Origin of the sequence: Albidovulum salinarum (assembly GCF_025673475.1) — a bacterium.
In the GTDB taxonomy this organism is placed as follows: domain Bacteria; phylum Pseudomonadota; class Alphaproteobacteria; order Rhodobacterales; family Rhodobacteraceae; genus Albidovulum; species Albidovulum salinarum.
Genome location: NZ_JAOVQO010000080.1, coordinates 1 through 529, shown reverse-complemented (window position 1 = coordinate 529; position 529 = coordinate 1). Strand labels below are relative to the sequence as shown.

Genomic DNA, 529 nt, shown 5'->3' with positions numbered 1-529 from the left:
GAACCCGTCTCCACAAGGGCAGGATCGCTGTCCCTTATGCTGCGCCGAGGCCGCGCCACTCGGCGAGAGCGGCGGCGCGGTTGAGCTTGAAGTTTTGTCGCGAGTAGAGGTGGCGTTCCTGACTGAAATGATTGACGACCGAGGCGTGGACGGCGGCGAACATCTGCAGACTTCGCATCCGCCGAAACCGCTGCATTGCCCGTTCTCGTCGTCGGAACGGCAGGTGCGAATTCTCCGCCCGATTATTGAGCCAGCGACCAGTTACCTGGCGGCCGGCCGCACCGACCTCCTTCAATGCGGCGCGATAGGAGCGCAGCTTGTCGGTGACGAAAATGTGCGGGCGACCGTAGCGCTTCATTGATTTCTTGAGGAATTTCAATGCCGCCTTCTTGTCCCTCGTCTTCGTCACGAAGCTCTCGAGAACCTCGCCCTCATGATCGACGGCCCGCCAGAGGTAGTGCCGCTCGCCGTTGATCTTCACAAACATCTCGTCGAGATGCCATTGCCACTGCGGCCCAGAACGCAAGCA

The 529-nt window shown here is 60.7% G+C and carries 1 protein-coding gene; it reads right to left on the bottom strand.

What is annotated here, in order from left to right; genetic code table 11:
* Positions 1 to 34: 34 nt before the first annotated feature.
* Positions 35 to 529 (bottom strand): IS6 family transposase (locus OEZ60_RS22215; protein WP_263341063.1); only part of this gene is annotated, 495 nt, incomplete at its 5' end.